Genomic DNA, 18,435 nt, shown 5'->3' on the forward strand with positions numbered 1-18,435 from the left:
GATTGAATCTCATAGCTGAATAAAAATTCCGATGAAAAGATTTTCACCGGAATTCGTATAAACTGAACTGAGAACTGATAATTTCTTTATTGGTAGGAATCGTGGAATTCCCTGTCTGTCTTAAATATTCTTATGCTGTCTGCTTTTACAGGCTGGTTATTGATAGAAATATCAAAACTGCTGTTGTCTTTTGCTACTTTAAAATCTAACTGAAAGTCTTTTCCTGCTTTTTCAAACTCACTGTTGAGCCTTTCCCAATTGAAATACGCTCTTCCGATAAACTGTTCGCCTTTTGCGGTTTCCCAGATGAAATTCAGTTCTTTTGGAACCGCTCTTTCTCTTGAAGGAATTTTATCAATCCATGAACGGAGAATAACTTCTTCTTCCGCATTGTAATAACTGATATTGGATTCGAATAATTTAAAAGCCGGATTTTCTGAAGTAATTTGTGGTTTCCAGCTGTACTTTTTGCGGTAGTTTTCCCATTCTTTCGGTGTTATCTCTACAAATCTGTTCTTTTTCATCTCTTCACGTGTTACCGAAAGTTTGGAAAAAAACTTCTGCTCTAACTGTTGATCATCTTTTACGATTTCAGCCTGAAATTTTCCCAACTCAATCTGAACAGCCCGGAATCTCAGCCATACTACGACCATTCCTTTTGGAGCAAAACCAAAAACAAGTGTTGTAAAACTGTTGTACGGATTTTCTGTGCTGCTGTATTTTTCGTTCCTTCCCAGATTTTTATATTCTTCCAAAGGTTTATCGTAAAAAGAAGCTTCGCGCTGCGCATACGCACGCTGCATGTAATCTTTGATTTTTTCCACCGGAAAATCTGCCTTCAGATGATAAAAAGCATCTTCGTATCTGGAAAAATAAGTAACATCTATTCCGACGGGAGTTCCGTACTGCTCTGTCCAGCCTTTCCCTGAATTTCCCCACGTTCCCGAAGAGCTTCCATAAGGCAGACTTGCAGGAACGCCTTCCAAAGTGATAATTTTATCTTCAACAGGCGTTACAATCAGATTATTACTGGGACTGCTTATTTCTACGTTAAATTCCGGCAATTGTTCTTCTTTCATTTTCTGGCAACTTATATTCTGAAAAAGGAGGGTTAAAAAAAATATTATTTTTATCGTTCTATCCATTCTGTATGTTTCTTTTGCGGTATTGTGCAGCCAATGCGCCTCTTCTTTTCGGAGCATTATCATTAGGTCTCGCATCTAAGCCAATCTGGTTGGCTTTTACCGACCAGTGAAGGTATTTGTTTCTTAATATTTTAAGATCTTCTTCTTTGATGTGTCCCAGATACGAAATTGCTTTAATATCCTGCTTGTATTTGGCAGCTGAAGGTTTTTTCCCTGCGTTAAAATCTTCCACATATTTATTTCTGAGCTCGTTACACGCATTCATATAGGATGAAAGCTGGCTGTAAATTCCGGTTAGAAAAGAATCTGTTATTTTATGATTTTCATTGATGAGATCTTCCAGATATATTACTTTATGCTGTTTAGAATAATGAAACATCTGATTCAGCGGAATCTGATCGTATTTATTGGATAGCTTCCGTGTTCCCACCAAACCGTAGTACATGGAGATTTTATTCCACCACCGGTCATAATTCACATCTTTCTGCCTGAAATATTTAATTTCCAACTGCTCATCATGATACCATCCTTCGTCCACCACAATTTTTTTAAACGCTTCGCATTCTTTGTGAGTATTCACATTATTGTAGGGATCGTAAGAATCGCAATATAAGACAGAAATTTCATCGCCTTCTCCGTAAGATCCGCCAATATCGGAATGAACTCCGGGAAGGGTAAACTCCAGTCCGTATAAACCTGTACTGTCGATATTCGTTAAATCAAAATTATCTCTGTATTCGTCATCCGAAGCAAGCTGAAGAACAAAATTTACTTTTCCGCCTCCAATAGTGTCTAAACCAAGCTGTTTGGTATCATCATCAATCCCGAAACCTCCTCTGTGGTTGAGTCCATAAGAAGCAACCGTATCATACAATCCTGCAAAACGGAATCTTATCTCTTTCACCTCAAGATCCTGTGCGAGAAGGCAGGCTCCGAAATATCCGTGCCTCATGATGAACTGAGACTTAGAGCCGTCTTTATCTTTAATTGTCACCGTTTCATTATTGATGAATTCCGGAGGAAAAACCTGTAACGTTTCTTTTCCTAAAGCATAAGAAATTATTCCCGGAGAATTTGCCACATGGATAAAATGTCTCGCCGCCGCAGCTCCTCTACTGAATCCATACACATTTACGGTAAGAACTCCGATAGGTTTTGTATTGTTTTTAAGTTTATTTACGATGGCTTCGGCTCCTTTTTTACAGCCTTTTGCCACTTTTGCCACCACTCCTGTATCTCCGGTTCCCTGTGCAACCCCTTTTAAAATGCTGTCGCTTTTTCTGTCCTCCGTTCCGATTCCTTCAATATACCATGAAACCTGATTCTGTGCATTCGGATCGATAGAGTCGTAACCGCGCGCAACGTTCGTAAACTCATTGTTGTAGCTGTCGTCTTTATCGCTGCTTGCTTCTTTGAAATCTCCGCCAAGCTGGGTATTGGTTTTGTTATTCTGGGTTCCGTCAAAAAAAAGATTCAGGCTTATATCAATGGTATTAACGGGTTTATCATCGGGATTAATGGTTTCTGCTTTGTTATAACTTACTCCCGTTCCGTTTCCTTTCTGTTCTACGGTTGCCGCACTGTTGTGACTGATGCCTTCTTTGGCAAAAGTTCTGGAATCTCCATCAAAACGGGTGACCGCTTTCCCTTCTACAAAATATTCAATGCTCATTTTTTAGTGATTTTTAGATTTCTCGCCACTATTGTTCTGAACTTCTTTTTCTGCGTGATGTTCCACTTTTCCCTGACTGTTGACCTCAACGCCTTTAAGGCTGGTTAATTTATGCTCTTTTTCGCCATAGACTTCCATATCGCCTTTTACGTAATGACTCATTTTTCCGACAACATTCGTCATGAAATCGGCTCCTGTAGAAAGATATTTCATAGAACCTACACTTTCAGTATGATTTGCCATGATGGTATCAGATTTATTCATTCCGACATTGGTGCTCATATTTTCGCCGACGTTAATGTTCATGTTCCGGCAGTTGAACGTCATGGTTTCAGGAGCTGTAATGGTGATATTGCTTCCTGTGGTGTCTAAATGAATTTTATTTCCCGATTTATCGGTAATGACGATGCTTTCGTCCTCGGTAAAAATAATTCTGTGACCGCTTCTCGTCTGGATAGATTTTACTCTGTTGTCCACACCGCCGCCGAGACCGATTCCGCCATGGAACATTCCGCCCATCACAAAAGGTCGGTCGGGATGACTGTGAACGAAATTCACCATCACCTGATCTCCCACTTCGGGAATTGCGACATATCCTCTGTTTTGGTTCACCTGATCGGTTCCTCCCGCATCGGGACTCATCATTCTGATAAAATGCGTTGTATCGTTGGTTTGCCAGTCGAATCTTACCTGAACTCTTCCCTGTCCTTCCGGATCTGTATTGGAAATGACGGTAGCAATCTGCGGTTCGGCTTTAGGAATTTTAAATTCAGGTTTAGGTAGAAATCCTGTGTCTGAAGCAATTCCTTCGAAGCTTCCTTTGTAATGTCCAATCGTATCAATTTCATGAGAAACTTCCGTCACCATGATTCTCGTAAAATAATCGGATTCGTTGCTGTCTAATTTTCTCATCTGAACGTCCACCACACACCCCGGATGCAAAAAAGGAACGGTTGTATTTCCTGAAAAGGAAAATACGCTCACCGCTTCACTTCCTGCTGCACTTTTCTGCGAATATTCAACGTCAAGATGAGTGGAAGCTTTAATGGGCGCAACCTGTAATGCAGGTGTTTTATATATTTTTTCGTTGTGGGAATAAGCTGTTTTTGCCAGATCTCCCACATGCTGAACCGGCGTTTCACCCGAAGTCAGTTTTTCATGTTTACTGCTGTTGTAACCGTAAAACTGGGGTTTTGTGTGTACTGCTTTTAATTCAACCTTAATATCATTGGCGCTGCTTCCGTAGGTTAGCCTGATCGGTTTGTTCTGAGGCGGAAGTTTTCCGAAATGCAATACTTCGCCGTCATAATAAAACTGTTCGCCATACGCTTCAGCCATTCTTGCCAGATAATTATAATGCGTTTCATCGTACTGACTGCTGTAAATAATCTGCGAATAATCGTTGGTATCCACTCTCACATCAAAACGGCTGGAATCGATCCCCTGTTTGATGACTTCGTTGGCAATGATTCCCATATTAACGGGAGAACTTCCGCCAAAACTCTGAATATGCGGCGCACCATCGAGTAAAATGGTCGGGCTGTACCCTGTTAACACAATATTTCCAAGGCTCATTTTTTCCTGACTGAAACCTACTCCTGTAATGACTCCGACAAAGGTTCTTTCGGGGCTGCTTTCAATATCTTTGTAGGAAATAACGGCTGTTAAACGTTTTCCGAGAAATTTATTGGCTTCTTCGAGGGTATGAGTCTGTCGGTCTCCTAAAGCATCATGAGCCAATGTCACGCTGAATTGGTGGTGGCGTTTTGTGCTTTGGGTAAGTTGAAAATGCTTGTAATATTTAATCACTTTTCCTTCGATCACGAGAGAAAGTTTTACCAGACGGTTGATTCCTGTGTGATGATTCTGAGAAATTCCGTCTGCATTCTGCGATGGGCGGAAGGAAGGATTCTGTAGTATATTTTGTGATTCTGTTTTCATATTTCCTGTGATTTGGTAGGTTAAACATGATCGCTTAGTGTTCGGTATTTGGTGTATTTCCTTCTTTTATGGATCTTGAAAGAATTTTTGTCTTTCTCAATAAAAAATCAGGCATAAGATCGGTCGGAAGATACAATGTGCTTTCTCCCTTTTTCTGAAGTTCATCGTTGATTCCGGGATTCCAGGAGAGGAGTTTGTCTACTTCCACATCCAGTTCATCGGCAATGATGTTGAGATTGAATCCTGCATTGATCTCGGTTTCTGCCAATTGCACATTGTTTTTTCCGCTTCCTCCTTTTACGAGGAAAACGGTGTTCATTCTTGAGGAATTATAGTTTGCCAAAACATTCTGCAATTCTCCGGTTGCATAGCATGCATTCAGATATTTTTTAACATGATTGATGGTTTCTTCCGGCAAAAACTTATAAAAAACATGGTATTGAGTAGAGTTTGCAGCCGTCATAGCTTTGGCAATATTTCCTTCTCCGCAATTATAAGCAGCCACTACAGTAATCCAGTTGTTGTATTTTTTGTATAGATTGGCTAAGGAAACTGTTGCTGTTTTTGTGCTTTTGTAAAGATCCGTTCTGTTCTGTTCGGTTAATCCGTATTGATTGGCGTGAGCGGTCATAAATTGCCAGACTCCCACTGCTCCGGCTCCGGAAGCTATATTTCTGTTGAAATGGGATTCTATTAAGGCTAGATTTCTCAAATGTCTCGGCAAACCTTTCTGAACCAGAGAATATTCGATAAAATCTACAATTTCTCTGTTGGCATTAATGATACTTTTATATCTCTTCACACTGCTTTCCGAAGTATCGGAAGCGGCAAGAAACTGTGCATTCGCCATATTCGAGCACAGCAATACCATTGCGGTTAGAAAGATATTTTTGAGATTTGGGTTCATTGTTTTATGCTTTTGTGAAAAGTTTTTTAAACTGATTCACGATTTCCATTCTTTCTTATTCTACGTTCCAGCTCAGTTTTTCTTCTTCTGAATTCCAGTCGACATGAATGATCTGTCCGGCTTTTACTTCTTCTCTTACGATCATTTTCGAGATAGGTCTTGCCAATTGAGAACGTATCACTCCTGAGATCTGTCTTGCGCCGTATTTGCTGCTGAATCCGCCCAAAGCAAGATTTTTCACGGCTTCATCGGAGATTTTTAAACTCATTCCCAGTCGCGCTAAAGAGTTGTGTAGTGATTTTAACTGAATATTAAAAATTCTCTCGGCGATGGATTCTGTAATTGGAGCAAAAGGAATAATTTCTGTAATTCTTGCTAAAAATTCCGGTCTGAAACGTCCAGAATTCGACATAATCTGCATCAAAGTTTTCGATTCCGGGATCTTTCCTTCTTCAAACTGTTTTACGATTTCTTCGCTTCCGATATTTGAGGTAAATAAAATCAGGGCATTGCTGAAATCACCTTCTTTTCCAAGTTTATCATGAACTTTTCCCTCGTCCATGATCTGTAAAAACACATCAAAAACCGAATGATGGGCTTTTTCAATTTCATCAAATAAAACGACAGTGTAAGGCTGCTGTCTTATTTTGTTGACGAGCATTCCTCCTTCTTCGTAACCTACGTATCCGGGAGGCGCGCCATACAAAAGTGCGGCTGAATGTTCTTCTTTAAATTCAGACATATCGAAACGAACCATTGCCTTTTCGTCGTTGAAAAGGAGTTCTGCCATCGATTTTGCCAATTCGGTCTTTCCTGTTCCTGTTGGTCCCAAAAGGAAGAATGATCCAATGGGCTGTCCCGGTTTATTGAGTCCGCTTCGGTTTTCAACAATTGCATCGGAAAGGATTTTTAAAGCGTGATCCTGCCCTACAACACGGTTCATTAAAAGAGATTCCATATTCAGCAGTTTCTCTTTTTCCTGCGCCTGAATTTTCCCGATTGGAATGTTTGTTTTTGCCGCCATTACCGCCGCGAGTTCAAGACGGTCTACTTTTTCTCTTTTCTTTGAGGCGTGCTGCAACAGTTCGGCATAGCTGTCTTCAATAATTTTCTGAATCTGCTCCACCGGCATGGAATTGTCGATTTGCGGCTGCTCACTTAAAGATCCCCATAAAATCGGACTTATTTTGTCTCTCAGCAAATTGTAATTCCAGATCAGTTCGTCTGCTTTGTCTTTTTCGTCAAAATAATCTTCGCTCTGAAGCTTTTCGTAGGTTAATTTCCAGCTTTCCAGTTCTTTTTCTGAAAGTTCGTCGAGCATTTTAATCGCCGCCATGGTTCTGTCTAAAAGATCGATGGCTGCATCGGGAAGTTTTTTCCCTTTTGCATATCTTTTTGCAAGACGTACACATTCCGGAAGAGCGGTTTTCTCGACTTCAATTCCGTGGTGTTTTTTGTAGCCTTCGAGTAAAACGTCGATCATTTTAACGCAGGTTTTTTCGTCCGGTTCATTTACGGTTAGCACTTCAAACCTTCGGTTGAAAGCCTGTTCCAGCTCAATAATTTTCCTGTATTCTTCCTGAGTGGTGGCTCCGATTACGGTAATTTCACCTCTTGCGAGTTCAGGTTTCAACAAATTGGCAACGTTTCCGATGCTTCCTTTGGGATCTAAAAGGGTATGAATTTCATCAATAAAGAGAATGGCTTTTTCTATCTTTTTGCATTCGTTGATGACTTTTTTCAAGCGGTCTTCGATCTCGCCTTTGTAAGAGGTTCCTGCCAGTAATGCTCCGGTGTCCAATTCCAGTAAGGTTCCGTTTTTGAGCATTTCAGGAACATTTCCTTTGATGATTTCAATAGCAAAACCTTCTACCAATGCGGTTTTCCCGACTCCGGGTTCTCCGATAATGATAACGTTCGGTTTGCTTCTCCTGCAGAGAATTTCAACCAGCATTCTGAGTTCTTTGTCTCTTCCGATGATGTTTTCCAGTTCTCCTTTTCTTGCCTGTGCGGTTCTGTCTGTGCAATAGCTTTTTATGGAAGGAAAAGACTGATCTGAATAATCTGAACCTTTTGAAAATATCGAAGAAAATTCTCCGTTTTCCGAACTGTCGTAAGGCGTATCTTTTCTGTATAAGTTAAAAATTTCATGTTCTCTGAGAGGTAGTGATTTGAGCTGCTGTAAAGTAAAAGCGACCTGTGGTTTTACAATGGCTGTTAAAATACAGATCGGGGTAATTTCGTCCAGACCTAATTTTAGTCGGATGTCATCCGCTTCTTCTACAATATGATCTACAGTTTCGTCTTCTCCTGCTTCACTTGGAAGATGGCTGGTTTTGGGATAATCTTCAATGCGAACATCTGCCCATTCGTAGAAATATCCGGGATCTTTGTCGATGCTTTTAAGGAATTCGTTCAGCCCGATGTCTTTGTGCATAAGTGCCTGCAAAATGTGCGGAGCTCCGTAGGTGGCATTGTAATTTTCCTTCGCGATGGATTGCGCTATATGAAACAGCTGCTTTACAGTCTCATTGGTAACTAATACTCCCATTGTACTATTCAGATTAATATTTTGTGCGGTGATTTGGTGTTTCTCCGGTTTGGATTTTCCTTGTTTTTTATGGAATGAATCTATAACCGTCTGAATTTTTATTATTTACTAAGTTAACTGTTTTTTCTTAAAAACGGAAAAATATGTATTAATAATGTGATTTAGAATAAATATTTTAACAAAAATTAATTTAAAATGGTAAAAAGACCGTCTTGAGTGACAGCCTTTTGTATGAATATCAATGAAATGAATTGTTTAGCTTGATGGCCAAAGACCTTCGTATTTGGAATTTCCGTAGTCGATGGTTTCTGCACTTACCACGAAGCTGATGAGCATGCTGTTTTCGTCTACCGCATCGAACTCAACTTCGTGCTGAATAACGTATCCGTTGTTCCATGAAAGGGTGATTAATGTACCTTCTTCGTGGGATTTGTTGAAGGTAATTTCTCCTGTGGTCGGTTTGTATTTTCCGTTCAGTAAGCTTTCCAGAATGTCTGATTTTTCTGTCGCTTCTACGGTTACTTTGATGAGCGCATTGGAAGGATCTGAAGCTACTCTCCCGGAAACATCCGTAGATCTGGAAACGCTGTAGTTCAGTTTTAGTAATTTTTGCCCTTCTCCGCCGTTGAATTTTAAGATTCCTCTTGAATTTGCTGCCATGACAGGTAAATTTTAATCGTTATTACTATTTTGTGATTCGGTGATTGTGTAACAAAGATAAAGCGGCAATTTCTCTTCTGAAAGTTTTTAAATATCAATTTGAAATTTTGTCGTATTTCTACGATTTGATGTCGTAATTCTACGACATTGGATTTAATACTATCTTAACAAACCTTTGCTGTAAAATGTTTACGACAATTCTTTGAGTGTAAAAAAACTTTTATTTTTTACACCATACTGAGAAATACTGTAGCTGATTTCGATTTCTTTTACCAATCCGGAGTCTTTATCCAAGATATATTTTCCGACAAAATCAAGCTCATTTTCGTATGAATTTATATTCTGACGGAGAACGATTTCATGATCTTCGGAATCTTCCACTTTCTGCTGAAGCTGAATTTCTGTATTTTCTTCTCCGATTGACTGACTAAGATAAGATTTTCCTTTCTTAAACCTGTTTCTTATGCCTGCAAAATAGTTTTTGATGAAGATGTCTTCCTTCATTCTGCTATGGAAAAGTAAAGGATCGAGAACGACGAGTTCGAATTCATCAAGATATAGTTTAGCGTATTTATCGGGGAAAAGATCTGTAAGACGCTCTTTAATCGTATTGAAATGATCTGTGGTTTCTTTGGTTAACGAAATAAATACAACTCTGCCTTTGTCATCGGTTCTTACCTCAACAGGATTCAGCGAACGGATGGATTCTGAAGCGAGATCCGCCATCATCGTTCCGGATTTTTCGAAAAAATTGTTTTTGAAAAGGTGAAAAATGTGATTATTTTCTTCTTTTCGGATCCATTTTACTGAAACGGTGTAAGAAAGTGCATTTTCTTTTTTTTCAAGCTCATTTTCTTCGGTTTCCCGGCTTTCAACGGTATAAATTTTAGCCAGATTTTCGGGATGGAAAGGAATTTCAGGGTTTAATTTCAGATCTTTGAAAGGTGCATCATTCCTGCTGTTGTATTCTTTTATTTTGTGAATATCAGGAATAAGAAGTTTTTTCCGCGGAACAAGGTTATCGTATATAAAATCTTCTCTCGCACAATGTGCATTGTGAAATTCTTTAAGGTATTCTGGATTTTCGAGATTAATTTCTTCAGCTATACTTTCCAGCGTTTCTCCGGAAAGGATAAAATGAACGGTCATATATTTTTGTTTTTTGGCTCAAACTAAGTTAGAGGAAAATTTTTAGTCCGCAAAATAGTTTTGTCATGATCTTCATGTAACGCAAGGTTCATAAGTTTTTATGCAAATCACTTTTTAAGTTCACAATAGCTTTTCTACGGAGTCAGGAATGTAACCTTTTTTAAAACCATTTTAAATTTAACAAAAAAACAGCGCCCGAAAATGGATGCTGTTTCTATTTCAATCATTAATTTTTGATTATTTCTGTCTGGTGAATTCCAGATATTTATCGCCGCATTGCGTGAAGTGTTCGAATTCGTTCATGGCATTTCCGTAATTCTGGATCACAATTTTATCTCCTTCGTACAGACCGCCAATTTCGCCCATGGTAATATTTTTGATCTCTCCTGTTTTTTCATCGCTTTCCGCAGAAACATTTCCGGCAGCAATCACTTTTGTTTTATCTAAAATTTTAAATGTTGGATTTCCGTCCGTATTTTTAAATTCTATTGAAAATCTTGCACCTTCACAGGTTGTTGCGATAAATTTTCCTTCAACAGAAGTTTTGGAGACGGTCTTTTTTGTATCTTTTTCTTCCGGACTTTCTGTTTGTTCATCAGATTGTGCTGAATCTTTTTTCTCAACAGGAACTGCCGTTTTTTCAACAGGCTGAGAAACGGACATTGAGTCTGCTGTTGCCGTTTTGTTCTTTGTTTCATTTTTCGAGCAGGAAATGGTGAAAAGTCCTGCCAGTAAACAAATTCCAATGATTTTTTTTGTAATCATAAGGTATACTTTTGACGTATTTATTAGATCAAAAATACCATAAATTTTAATCCGACAATATTTTTTGTTTTAAAATTGACTGAAAAAAGATTCAGACAATGATTTAAGATGAAAAGTTCTGTGGTATTTTAATACTGCGTTCGCAAAGAAAACTCATTCAGCAAATGACAGCACAATATGTTCAAAATATATTTAACGGCAAAAGTGAGATGAGTTTAAAAGATTTACAAAAAAAAGAGATTGTGAAAAACACAATCTCCGAATGGTACCGTAAAGTTTATTATTTTACTTTCTTCAACGGAAGATCATCACTTCCGGGATTAATAAAGTAGATGGGACTTCCCGAGATATAAAATTCGTCATCAAGCTTTTCTACGTAGATGATTCCCATTTCTTTATCTTTCGGGCTGAAAGGGATGCTGATCTTGTCTTTGGTAACAAATTTACTCCTGATATTTTTATAAATTTCCGGCCGGTCTTCATCGCTCATATATTTTACCGTAATATTATCGAGCCTGATGATCTGTATATCAAAACTTGTTTTCATACCGTCGCGGTTTCTTGCAGAAAAGTGATAAGTTCCGATCCAGTCTTTTTCGCCGGACAATTTGCCGGCTTCGGAAGGCTGACAAACCATATTGATGAGCAATATGAAAAAGCAAAATAGTGATTTCATGTTCTTGTTATTTTTTAATGAATTTCCCTGTTGCGTCTATGCTGTATTCTACACTTACTTTCGCGGAATCGCCCTGTTTTTTTTCTCCCACAATATCTCCTGCCTCATTGTATTCCAGCTTATCTACAGAGTGTTTTACTATGGCGATGGATTTATCTTTGCCGATGGAAAATGTTCTGAAATATTCTGTCTCAAAAGTAAAACGGCAGTCGAGCAACAGTTTATCCGTTAAAACATTATTGAAATAGCTGTTCAGCTGAACATTCAGAATTTTGGTGTCATTTTCCCCAAAAGTATTATAAATAATGAGTTTTGCTGTATTCTGATCAGAAAATTTAAATGTCTCCAGTGTATAATATTTCGTTTTCGGATCGGGTGTAATCCCAAAATCATTTTCTTTGATGGGAACTGACGAGTCTTTCTCGTTAAATGTATCCGACTGCAAACCTTTATAAGAGGTATTTACAACATAGCTTACAGAATCTGTATCGGGTTTATAGTAGGGCTGCACACGGTCTGAAGTGTAGGGTAAATTATTTGTCATTTCTGTTGATGTACTGTCTGTTGATGATCTGTTGCTTTGCGAAATTCCGTTTTCGCTTACGTTTTTTTTGCAGGAAAAACACAGCAAAACAAAAAGGTGAATTGTGATCAGTTTTAAAATTTTCATTCTCTAATTTCTTTAAAATTTGGGCTGTACCCCTGTAGATGCAGGTGATGATGATGGTTTTTGGTATTCTTTGGCAAATGGTGAAGATAATTTATTTTGCCGTTTCTTTTGTAACTCCATCCCAGCATACTTTTCCACCCGAATCTGTACAGCGCATCATTCCATTTATTCTGTCTTACATCATCCAGCATATCCGGATTTGCGCTGATATCAAGACTGGTTCCGTCGCCAAACATCAGTTTTTTATCTTTTCTTAAATATTTAAAATCTCCGTTATTGCCATTGATATGGCTTACACTCGGACGTGAGGAACCGTCGGAATGGCTGAAACCGTTACAGCTGATGTCATTATAGCTTACTTCAAGCATTGCACCAAAAAGGCTTGCCAGTGTTTTTTCATTCACATATTTTCTCGGAGAGTCTACATTAAAAGTGTACTGATAGCTTCCTTTACTGTAGGTTTTGGTTACCTTATCAAAATTAATAAGATTGACCATCACTCCTTTTTTACCGTTTACCATCTGGGTCGGGATGATGTCGTAGGTTCCCAGCTCATGCAGGGTTCCTTCTTTATCATGGTAAATATACCTGTACTTTTTTTTGTTTTCTTCTTTTACTGTTTTCGGAATTCTTTTTTCAATTCTTCCGTCACTGTAGATATGGTAAGTGATAAGACTGGTGGAAGATGACGTTGTCGCTTTAACGTCCTGACAGGTGAAATCAGTAGTTTTTAATGCTTTTCCTTCGTTGTAAAAATCATTAATGGCTTCTTCGAATTCCCAGACGTACGACTTCCCTTCTTTTCCTTCGTAATATCGTTTTTTTCCTTTTTTATCAATCCAGAATTCATGAGATTCCCTTTTAAACATGGGATTATCATCATATGCAGCTTTGGTACTGTCGTAAACCACATAGTCTTTTTCTGTTCCGTGGCCGCATGCTTTGGGATAATTAACCGCAAGATAGAGATCCGTCTTTGTCTTCAGCTTTCCCTGAAACCTTTTTTGTAAAAAGTGTTTTTCCACATAATCGAGCTGTTTCTCCGCAGTCATCTTAATGAGTTCGCTCCGCTTAATTCCCAAATCTATGGAAGCCACCTGTCCGAACTGGATAAGCCCGACATATCCTCCTTTCCGGCTGTCGTCCTGATTGGATTTAAACGTTCCCACCGTAGGATCAAAACTTCTTCCCGTTTCCAGTGCCATAACCGCCATCAGCCAGTTTGCGCCTTCAAAATTCTGCTGCGGCAGTCCCAGATTCTGAGAAATCTTTATAACTTTTTTTCTGAATTCACAGCTTACTTTCCTTCCCCAGATGAGATCTTTATACAATTCTTTACAGATGCAGCCTTTCGGTGCCTGTGTTTTTCCTTCTACCACACTCGTTGTCTTACCTTCAGGTTTGGCAGCCGTAGGTTTTTTATCCGGTTTAACGGTTCCTTTAGATTCTGCCCAGTCCCAAAGTTCATTCCATGTATTTCTTAAGGATTCTGTGAAGGAATCAAATATTCCGCTGGTTTCTTTTTGTGAATCAGGTTTTGAAGCGGCGGGTGAACCGGTGGCTTTTGGTGTGGATTTCGGAGCCTGAGAGGACTGAACAGGCGGTTTGTATTCTGGATTTTTTATCACCCTGTTTTCACTTGCGTGCTTTCGGTCTTTGTAATATTCTACCGTCACATAAAATTCCAGTTCTTTAGGATCTCTTTCGCCCTGCGAAGCTTTCTGCATCAAAGCTTTAGTAAGTATAAATTCTGCGGTTGCCGTTCCGGTTCTGGTTACAACGGCTTCTTTGCTGTCCACAAATTTATTCTTAGAATTATGTCCTTCTCCGGCGGTATCATCTTCCCAAAGCGTAAACAATAATTTTTTACCTGCAAGATTTACGCACTGCGCACTGGCTACAAGCTTTTCCTGATAGCTGAAAACGGTTCCCGGAGAATCGTCGACATAGCGTAATTCCACTTTATTGATCTTGGGAACTTCTCCCGGTTGCGGAGTAATATCAATGGTGGTACTTCCTTTCCCTTCCGGCTGATGAAGATACGCTTCCAGACGGTAGGTATTTTTAGCCGCAACTTCTCCAAATGTAAAACTTCCGTCCCCCACTTTTTTGATGTTGGTTGTCGTATAACTTCCGTCGGGACGTTTTTTAAAAAGTTCCCAGGTAACCCCAGCAGGATTTCTCTCTTCTGCGGGCGTGGCGGGATACCAGTCTGTAACCATGTAAGTGGTTTTTTCACCAACAACCGGACTTGGGTTTCCCGAGATTTTTGAAACTCCTTTTTTAGACATAGAACGTTCTTTTTGAATTAATTAGTAAGCATCGATTTCACTTTCGAGAACGGTGTCTTTAAAATCCTGCATCTTCACCAATGGATTGATGTGCTGAACGGTTTTGTTATCCGCATTTTTTACATTCTGTTTACTCATTTCTCCACGCTGTCCGTGATCTTTAATAGTAATTTTGCCTCCGATTACACATTGCAGTTCAGAAAGTTCAGTGACGATCTTCTTCCCCATAATGGTTACTTTATCATAAGTTTTCTGCCATTTTCCGGCTGGCGCATAAGAGCATGGCAGATAACCTCCTGAAGTAGGTTTAAGTCTGCATTTTCCAAAACTGGGACCGGATGGATTAAACTGAAGATCGTCTTCGGTAACGCCAAGAAAATCTGCATTACCATCGGAATCGTTCCAAAAATGTTTCTGATGGGAAGTAACCTTGTACTGGGGAAACTGATCACCCTGATTACACTGGGCTTTGCCTTTGCGGACAACAAAATATTTGCCGTCATGAGGTGATGATTGCTGTGACATATTTACGTGATTTGGGTAACCAAAGATAAAAAATTTACATTAAAAAATAAAAAAAGCAGAAAAATATTTTCCGCTTTTCTGTTTATAAAGAATTAATGTTGAGTATATTCCGGTTCCTCGACAGGCATCATGGTCGGCATGAAATATTCATTCAGCCAGTAGAAAGTCTGTCCGTTCTGCTCGATTTTCACCGCAGGATCATTTCTGTGAGACAACATTCTTTCGGCTAAATCTTTGTAATGTTTAAAATAGGTTTTTACCGTTTCATTGGTCACAATTTTAGATTTTTTCCAGCCTTTCAGCATGTATTTCGACATCAGTTCTTCATCAGAATTATCAAAACCTGTACTGATTCCCACGGAGTAAGACATCGGCTGTTTGTAAAGATCACTTTTGTCTAAAAATTTCAGAGTGGGGTTGTATTTTTTCAGCAGTTTCACGTACTCGTTGATCGCTCTGGACTGGCTGAAATCTGATCGCTCTGCTCCGGTGTTCTGATAAACTTCCGTGTAGAAAAGTTTTAAATTATCAAATTCTTTCTCAGAAATTAAAATTCCTTTCTCTAATCCCGGTTTGTAATCTTTCAGTTCTTTCGGAATGTAACCTTTCACCAGAAACGGATTTCCGTAATTGATGAGCTGTGCGGCAATTCCTGCAGGAACGGGATTGGTAAGTCCCGGATAAAGATATTTGTACTTTACATCCACATCGGTTCTTCCTGCTCCTACTGATGAATGGAAATAATCGTTTAAAGATTTATCCAAAGTCGTATTATCGAGAGTAACCTGCGCAATCAGGCTGTCGACGGATTTTTTAAGATAACCGGGCTTCGCAATATCTCCTTTTTTAGGAAAAATTACAAATCCCTGTGCCATACTTTGCTTCGGGTAATCGAGTGAGAAAAAGCCTTCATCACCTTCAATAAGACTGAAATTATTTTTCGTTAAAACATCATTTTGGTTAATAATTTTCTGTTTCTTCAGTTCAGCAATATTTTTTGCGGTATTGGTTACCACATTTTCTGCCATCAAAACAAAATCGTTGTAGGTATCGGATGATCTCGCACTGGTCTGGAACATGATCAGTCTCGCCTGAGCCTGCGTTAGAGAATTGATGACTCCGTACATATTTCCCCCCTGACTGGACGATGTTCCCACCGTGATTACGATATTGGTTTCATCCGGAACGTTAGACAAAAGGTTTCCGGCAGCCATCAAACCTTCATTTACGGGCTGATAACCGCTGTTGCTTACACAGTTCATCTCATTACTTTTCTGATCGATGAAGGTGGTGATTTTGCTGTAATCTGTGCTTAAATTTGAAACCGCCACATTGTCTCCACAGGAATTATTTTTGTACAAAACCACTCCGTATTTTACCTGATTAAAGTAAGACGGTTTCTCGAATCTCAACTGCAAATCCTGTAATAAAGATTTCACAATCGGAGCATAAGGTGCATTCGGAGCACTGATGTCTAAGGCAAATACGATATTTATTTTTTTATTTTTTTCTGTAATCTCGCGGTAACGGTCGAAATAAATCGGCTCTCCTAATACATTGAAAACGTAATTTTTACTGTAATCTAAAATATTGGTAAAATACTTTGTTTTGGAATCCGGAGTGGGTGGTTCATTTAAGGGTAATGTTACCGGAAAAATATTTTCAAGCGGTGTTCTTTTGTTCACATCCGTTAATAAAACGGCGGTTCTGTTTTCGGTTTCGTTTCCTCCCGGAGAACCTTCATGAATTCCCAGCGTGGTTTCTGTAATTCCTGTGGTATTTTTCATTTTTACGGCAGAACGTTCTCCCCATGTAGAAACTACGTTGGAGCTTACCCATCCGTACAGACTTGTACTGATGCTGTCGATATCAATGTTGGGTTTTTTACCCACCAGAAATCGTTTGTTGTTTTCCGCCTGTTTGTAGACGTATACGATCTGTCCGTTCGGGATTTTCACATCTGTCTGTTCAATAAGACTCGGCGAATTAAAAACCATGATGGAATCGTTCTTGTAATATCTTTCTGAGTTTTTGATGACCTCACTGTTGCTCGGTACAATGGCTACTCTTACCGGAAATCCTGTCTTTTCGCTTTTTAAGGAATTGCTCCATAAAAGAAGATCGGATTCCGGAATCCAGCCGTAGGTTTTAATCTGTTTGGAAGACACTTTTTTCATGAGTGCATCCGGAATATATTCTGCAACTTTTACCATTCCGTCGTGGTTTTTCAAAACCATTAAAGGCTCCAGAAATTTAACTTCCTTGTAGGATTTTTCATCGCTTTTATCGAGATATGCGGTATTTCTGGATCTGTCGGATATGGCAATCCACGGAACTGATTTTTTAGGAAAACCGTTCACGACCGGAGAATTATCAACCTGTCCGTAATGAGTGGGCTCCGGAGTTCTTTTCGACGGCAGTTTTACCTGACAGCTTACGAGTACTACTGAAACTCCGATATAATATGCTGCTAAAGGAAGTTTATTTTTCATCCTGATTTATTTAATGATTGGTGTGTGGGGTTCAAGAAAATTTCTGAACGGAAAATTATTTACTTTGGTTAATATCAACTTTGGTTACACAGTTCTGTGCATCATCAAAGTTTACCTTTACGGTCTGAATGACCATATTTTTATCAAACTGAAGACCTGCACAGTACATATAAAAATTATTGACTTTGCTGTCACTAACTTTTACGACTGTATTTTCATTGTTGCACAGATAGGTTCTCAGTAAATAATTGTAATGCATATTGAAGCTGTTTCCGTTGGCAATCTGCTGAAGGTGATATTTAAAATCATTATCTATTTTAGCATAAGCGTCTTCTACACTTACCTCTTCTTCGAGCGCATCATAAGCGGGAAGAATTTTAATCTGATGAAGAATCGGCTCCGCGCTTTCGTCTGTGTAAAGTGTTACGACATAATCTCCCGGTTTTTTGTAGGAATAGATCGCCATTTTATCTTTAGAATCAATATTTCCGGTTTCTCCGAACTTCCATGTAAACTGTTTGGCATCGGAAATCGCGCGGAACTGTACGTTTTCAAACTGCATTGCCTGAGTCTGCGCATCGATTAAAGTTCTTGTTTTTGCGGAATCTACAGGCTTCGGAATTGATCTTGCGGAAACCATTACGGGAAAAGATTTGGAATATTTGTTATCAATAATCAGCGTTACCTGATAATATCCCGGTCTGTTGTAAAAGTGGAAGCCGCTGTTTTTATCGCTTGAAGTTCCGTCTCCGAAGATCCATTTTTTGGTTTTTGCAAACTGGGTTTTGTCTTCAAACAAAAGGGTGTCTCCTACTTTCAGGGAAGAGGGATAAACTACCCCTACAATATCATCTGCGGAGTGGATCACCTTCTTCTGCAGCCACAATGCAACCAGTGCCGCGATAAGCAGCGTCGCAATAACACCGATGATAATGTTCTTTTTGTTTTTTTGAAAATAATTCATAGTTAATGATTGTGTGATGTGTGTTTT

At 39.1% G+C, this 18,435-nt stretch carries 14 protein-coding genes; all 14 read right to left on the minus strand.

Translation table 11 applies throughout. The features are described 5' to 3' along the window. Positions 1 to 86 precede the first annotated feature (86 nt). Positions 87 to 1,079 (minus strand): DUF2931 family protein, encoded by a 993-nt coding sequence (locus AC52CF_RS15420; RefSeq protein WP_496517350.1) that lies wholly within the window; start codon positions 1,077 to 1,079, stop codon positions 87 to 89. A 58-nt stretch (positions 1,080 to 1,137) separates the two neighbouring features. After that, the gene (locus AC52CF_RS15425) at positions 1,138 to 2,817 is read right to left on the minus strand and encodes a T6SS phospholipase effector Tle1-like catalytic domain-containing protein (RefSeq protein WP_496517351.1); all 1,680 of its coding nucleotides are present in this window, start codon (positions 2,815 to 2,817) and stop codon (positions 1,138 to 1,140) included. Positions 2,818 to 2,820: 3 nt separating this feature from the next. Next, positions 2,821 to 4,758 (minus strand): type VI secretion system Vgr family protein, encoded by a 1,938-nt coding sequence (locus AC52CF_RS15430; RefSeq protein ID WP_496517352.1) that lies wholly within the window; start codon positions 4,756 to 4,758, stop codon positions 2,821 to 2,823. A gap of 34 nt (positions 4,759 to 4,792) precedes the next feature. Next, positions 4,793 to 5,665, minus strand: coding sequence for a lytic transglycosylase domain-containing protein (locus AC52CF_RS15435; RefSeq protein WP_214588816.1), 873 nt, complete (start codon positions 5,663 to 5,665; stop codon positions 4,793 to 4,795). A 55-nt stretch (positions 5,666 to 5,720) separates the two neighbouring features. Continuing rightward, complete coding sequence (locus AC52CF_RS15440) at positions 5,721 to 8,216, minus strand: ATP-dependent Clp protease ATP-binding subunit (protein WP_214588815.1); 2,496 nt, start codon at positions 8,214 to 8,216, stop codon at positions 5,721 to 5,723. 255 nt (positions 8,217 to 8,471) lie between these two features. Continuing rightward, positions 8,472 to 8,876 carry a type VI secretion system tube protein TssD gene (tssD, locus tag AC52CF_RS15445; RefSeq protein ID WP_076392041.1) on the minus strand — a complete coding sequence of 135 codons (405 nt, stop codon included), beginning with the start codon at positions 8,874 to 8,876 and terminating at the stop codon, positions 8,472 to 8,474. Between the two features lie 189 nt (positions 8,877 to 9,065). Beyond that, entirely contained in the window at positions 9,066 to 10,025 is a 960-nt protein-coding gene (locus AC52CF_RS15450) for a hypothetical protein (protein ID WP_214588814.1), read from the minus strand. A 237-nt stretch (positions 10,026 to 10,262) separates the two neighbouring features. Then, positions 10,263 to 10,790 (minus strand): hypothetical protein, encoded by a 528-nt coding sequence (locus tag AC52CF_RS15455; RefSeq protein ID WP_375182037.1) that lies wholly within the window; start codon positions 10,788 to 10,790, stop codon positions 10,263 to 10,265. 280 nt (positions 10,791 to 11,070) lie between these two features. Beyond that, the gene (locus tag AC52CF_RS15460) at positions 11,071 to 11,466 is read right to left on the minus strand and encodes a hypothetical protein (RefSeq protein ID WP_235131528.1); all 396 of its coding nucleotides are present in this window, start codon (positions 11,464 to 11,466) and stop codon (positions 11,071 to 11,073) included. Positions 11,467 to 11,473: 7 nt separating this feature from the next. Next, complete coding sequence (locus tag AC52CF_RS15465; RefSeq protein WP_235131529.1) at positions 11,474 to 12,136, minus strand: hypothetical protein; 663 nt, start codon at positions 12,134 to 12,136, stop codon at positions 11,474 to 11,476. Further along, on the minus strand, positions 12,133 to 14,427 hold the full coding sequence (locus tag AC52CF_RS15470) for a hypothetical protein (RefSeq protein ID WP_375191162.1): 2,295 nt from the start codon (positions 14,425 to 14,427) through the stop codon (positions 12,133 to 12,135). Before AC52CF_RS15470 ends, AC52CF_RS15465 begins: the two co-directional genes overlap by 4 nt. Before the next feature lie 21 nt (positions 14,428 to 14,448). Further along, a complete protein-coding gene (locus AC52CF_RS15475) occupies positions 14,449 to 14,952 on the minus strand; it encodes a DUF4280 domain-containing protein (protein WP_375182040.1) in 504 nt (167 codons plus the stop codon). Positions 14,953 to 15,044: 92 nt separating this feature from the next. Beyond that, a complete protein-coding gene (gene tssR, locus AC52CF_RS15480) occupies positions 15,045 to 17,444 on the minus strand; it encodes a type VI secretion system protein TssR domain-containing protein (protein WP_375182041.1) in 2,400 nt (799 codons plus the stop codon). A gap of 55 nt (positions 17,445 to 17,499) precedes the next feature. Next, entirely contained in the window at positions 17,500 to 18,408 is a 909-nt protein-coding gene (locus AC52CF_RS15485; protein WP_076392027.1) for a PKD domain-containing protein, read from the minus strand. Positions 18,409 to 18,435: the final 27 nt, after the last annotated feature.

The sequence above is a fragment of the Chryseobacterium sp. 2P genome (assembly GCF_059579425.1).